The sequence below is a fragment of the Pseudomonas sp. 39004 genome, from assembly GCF_028682155.1.
Lineage (GTDB): Bacteria > Pseudomonadota > Gammaproteobacteria > Pseudomonadales > Pseudomonadaceae > Aquipseudomonas > Aquipseudomonas capeferrum.
Map to the genome: position 1 here is coordinate 1 of NZ_JANIAG010000296.1, position 3660 is coordinate 3660.

5 protein-coding genes are annotated in these 3660 nt (G+C 61.1%); 2 read left to right on the forward strand and 3 right to left on the reverse strand.

Annotated elements, in window-relative coordinates:
* On the forward strand, positions 1-171 hold a 171-nt coding region (locus tag NP534_RS26195), incomplete at its 5' end, for an LptF/LptG family permease (protein ID WP_337994336.1).
* Between the two features lie 43 nt (positions 172-214).
* Here the strand turns inward: NP534_RS26195 and NP534_RS26200 are convergent.
* From NP534_RS26200 to NP534_RS26210, 3 genes are all read right to left on the reverse strand, one after another.
* Positions 215-703 carry an RDD family protein gene (locus tag NP534_RS26200; RefSeq protein WP_033701063.1) on the reverse strand — a complete coding sequence of 163 codons (489 nt, stop codon included), beginning with the start codon at positions 701-703 and terminating at the stop codon, positions 215-217.
* Positions 704-799: 96 nt separating this feature from the next.
* Positions 800-1042, reverse strand: coding sequence for a cold-shock protein (locus NP534_RS26205; RefSeq protein ID WP_274100656.1), 243 nt, complete (start codon positions 1040-1042; stop codon positions 800-802).
* A complete protein-coding gene (locus tag NP534_RS26210) occupies positions 1026-2408 on the reverse strand; it encodes an amino acid permease (RefSeq protein ID WP_186663228.1) in 1383 nt (460 codons plus the stop codon). The genes NP534_RS26205 and NP534_RS26210 overlap by 17 nt, the downstream gene beginning before the upstream one ends.
* A 257-nt stretch (positions 2409-2665) precedes the next feature.
* Between NP534_RS26210 and gcvA the strand changes: the two genes are divergently transcribed.
* Positions 2666-3562, forward strand: coding sequence for a transcriptional regulator GcvA (gene gcvA / locus NP534_RS26215; protein ID WP_274100657.1), 897 nt, complete (start codon positions 2666-2668; stop codon positions 3560-3562).
* The last annotated feature ends 98 nt before the right edge of the window (positions 3563-3660 follow it).

The window sequence follows — 3660 nt, forward strand, 5'->3', positions numbered from 1 at the left end:
TTGGGCCAGCGGGTGTTCACCGGCGTGCTGGTGGGCTTCGTGTTCCGCATCGCCCAGGACTTGCTTGGCCCTTCGAGCCAGGTGTTCGGCTTCCCGCCGCTGCTGGCGGTGGTGATACCGGCCGCGGTGTGTGCACTGGCAGGGGTGTGGTTACTACGCCGAGCAGGTTGATGACCTGAACGATGCACAAAAGCCGACCTCAGGGTCGGCTTTTTCATTTCTTCTGCTTGGGTACCCGCACCAACTGGGTCTCGGAATAGATGTCATGCCAGCCGCGTTTGCGCTTGTCGATCAACGCCCAGAAAAACCCCAGGCCCAGACACAGCCAGGAAGCGATCGAGACCACGAAGCGCAACAGCGCCTGCCACAGGCTGATGGCACTGCCATCGGCGTTCTGCACGCGCACGCCCCATACCTGCATGCCCAGCGTCTGCCCGCCATGGGTCCAGAACTTGGCAAAGAAACCGAACAGCGCGAACAGCAGGATCGTCGACAACAGCGGGTCGCCATCCAGCGCACCGGCGTCGGTCAGCGCACGCATGCGGGCCTCACCGATGATCGCCATCTGGATCATCTTGTACGCGCCCGCCGTCACGATCAGCAGGGCAGTGCACAGCAGGAAGTCATAGAACATCGCCGCCAGCCGGCGGCCTAGCCCAGCAGGTGGAAAGTTACCCTGAGGCATGAGGGGGGGCTTGGACATTGCGCAGCAGCTCCAAATGGCAAAGGCTCATTCTAGGGAACTGCAGGCAAAAAAAAGCCCCTGCGCGTCAACGCAAGGGCTCTTTTTTATGGATTATCAGGCTTCTGGCTGGACTTCGTCAGCCTGCATGCCTTTTTGGCCTTGAACGGCTACGAAGGTAACCTTCTGGCCTTCTTTCAGGCTTTTGAAGCCGTTGCCCTGAATGGCACGGAAGTGCACGAACAGATCCGGACCGCTCTCTGGGGTGATGAAACCGTAACCTTTCTCGTCATTGAACCACTTGACGGTACCGTACGAATGGGGCGCGAAGCGCCCCCAAGGATCACGCGGTCTGCGCAACCACCTTGCCGCGCCGCTGGGTCAGCGACACCAGCAGGATGAACAGCGTCACCCCCGCCGTCATCAGCGTCTCGTAACGGTAGGCATCGCTGAACAGCATGTAGCCCAACACCATGACAATGGTGCCGATCACCAGCCAGGTCAGCCAGGGGAACAGCCACATCTTCAGCTCCAGCGGTGTGCCTTCACGTTCGGCACGTGCCCGCATGCGCAGCTGGGACACGGCGATCACCAGGTACACCAGCAAGGCGATGGCACCGGTGGTGGACAGCAGGAACCCGAACACCTTGCCAGGGAACACATAGTTGACCAGGCAACCGGCAAAGCCTGCCAGGGTCGAGAAGATGACCGCGACCGTCGGCACGCCTGCACCGGAGATACGCTTGGTCATGCTCAGCGCCTGGCCGCGGGCACCCAGGGAGTAGAGCATCCGCGACGCGGTGTAGAGGCCGGAGTTCATGCAACTGGTCACCGCTACCAGCACCACCAGGTCCACTAGCAGCTTCGCGCCCGGCACGTTCAGTACTTCCAGTACCCGCTGGAACGAGCCCACGGCTTTCAGGGCCGGGTCGTTCCAGGCCACCAGCGACACCACCAGGAAGATCGAAGCCAGGTAGAAGATGGCGATGCGGTACACCACCAGGTTGGTGGCGCGGCGGATCTTGTCTTTCGGGTTTGCCGTTTCGTCAGCGGCAATGGTGACGATCTCGGCGCCGAAGAACGAGAAGATGGTGATCAGCACGCCGCCCAGCACGGTGCCGAAGCCATTGGGCATGAAGCCGCCGTTGTCCCACAGCCGGCTCACACCCGACACCTCGGCCAGCGGCCAGAAGCCGAACACGGCCAGGCTGCAGACGACGATGAAGGCAATGATGGCAATCACCTTGACCAGTGCGAACCAGTACTCGAAGGCACCGAAGTTCTTCACGCTGATCAGGTTGGTACCCGACAGCAAGACCATGATCAGGAAGGCGAACAGCCACGATGGCACACCGGGGAAGTAGGTATGCAGGATGTCTGCGCCGGCGATGGCCTCGACCGGGATGATCAGTACCCAGAACCACCAGTACAACCACCCGATGGTGAAGCCTGCCCATGGGCCGATGGCCTCGGAGGCGTAGGTGGAGAACGACCCGCTGTTGGGGTTGGCGATGGCCATTTCGCCCAGCATGCGCATCACCAGCAGCACCAGCAGGCCGGTCATGGCATAGGAAATGAGGATGGCCGGGCCGGCGGTGGCAATCGCGTTGGAGGAGCCGATGAACAGGCCGGCACCGATGATGCCGGCGATGGAGATCATGGACACCTGACGGGACGTCAGGCCGTGCTGCAAGGAACGCTGTTTCTTGTTGTCTAGCGAAGCCATGGAGAACCCTCGAATGGGTCGCCGCGCGGGGGCGGCTAAAAATTGGAGCAGAATTCTTATCAATTTCTGATGTTGGTTTTTTTGTTGTTCTGAAGATGCCGGTACTGGCTACTTCCCTCCTCTTCGCACGACCGGTTGTAATCGTTGATCCAGGTCAGTATTAATCTATAGGTCTGGGTCAACAAACGACCTTTTCGAAGCACATGATTCCGATTCGGAATGAACTTCATCCTTTTTTTGCTCGGTACGCGCCTGTCATGTCCAAACGCCTGATGCCCTCGACCACCGCCCTCCAGTGCTTCGAAGCGGCTGCCCGCCACCTCAGCTTCACCCGCGCGGCGCAAGAGCTGCACCTGACCCAGAGCGCGGTCAGCAAACAGGTCGCGCAACTTGAGGAGATGCTGTCGCACTCGTTGTTCCAGCGCATTCGCCGGCGCCTGCACCTGACCCCGGCCGGTGCGTTGTACCTGACCGAGGTGAACAAGATCCTCACCCAGATCGACATTTCCAGCCGCTACATCCTCAGCTATGGCGACGAGACCGAAGTGCTGCGCATCGCCACCCAGCCGACCTTCGGCGCCCGCTGGCTGGTGCCCAGGCTCAAGGGTTTTGGCGATCGCTACCCGCGTATCCACCTGGATATTCGCAACGAACTGGAACCCTTCGACCTGGTGCAGGCCAAGGCCGACATCGCCTTTTTCTTCGGCCAGGGCACCTGGCCCGGGGCGACCTGCATCGAGCTGTTCAGCGAAGAAGTGCTACCGGTGTGCGCCCCGGAGCTTTTGGCCAGCCACCGCTTCAGCAGCGCCGAGGCGCTGACCGAACACCGCCTGCTGCAGTGCGTGTCCCGCCCTGAGGCCTGGCATGAATGGTTTCTGGGGCTGGGGCTGCACAGCCAGAACAGCTACCACGGGCCGCGCTTTGACACGTTCTACCTGTGCATCCGCGCCGCCATCGCCGGTTGCGGCATTGCCCTGATCCCTCGCTACCTGGTGGCCGAAGAGCTGAGCGAAGGCAAGCTCGTGGTGGCCTGGGACCACCCGGTGCCGAGCAACGGCCGGCACTTCATCGCCCATGCCGAGCATGCGGCCGAGGTGCCGAAGATCAGAGCGTTCGTGCAGTGGATTCGCGAGCGGGTGGCCGAGGGCGATTGAGGTTGCCCGTCCAAACCCTAAAAACTGGCCAGATCATGAATCCAGGGAATGACCGCAATCGAATAATTCGTTTGCGGAATAACCCGCCGGCACGCTTG

Excerpts from the sequence above, each read along its gene's own strand:
- NP534_RS26200 (WP_033701063.1), bottom strand. The coding sequence starts at position 703 with ATGTCCAAGCCCCCCCTCATGCCTCAGGGTAACTTTCCACCTGCTGGG.
- NP534_RS26210 (WP_186663228.1), bottom strand. The coding sequence starts at position 2,408 with ATGGCTTCGCTAGACAACAAGAAACAGCGTTCCTTGCAGCACGGCCTG.
- gcvA (WP_274100657.1), top strand. The coding sequence starts at position 2,666 with ATGTCCAAACGCCTGATGCCCTCGACCACCGCCCTCCAGTGCTTCGAA.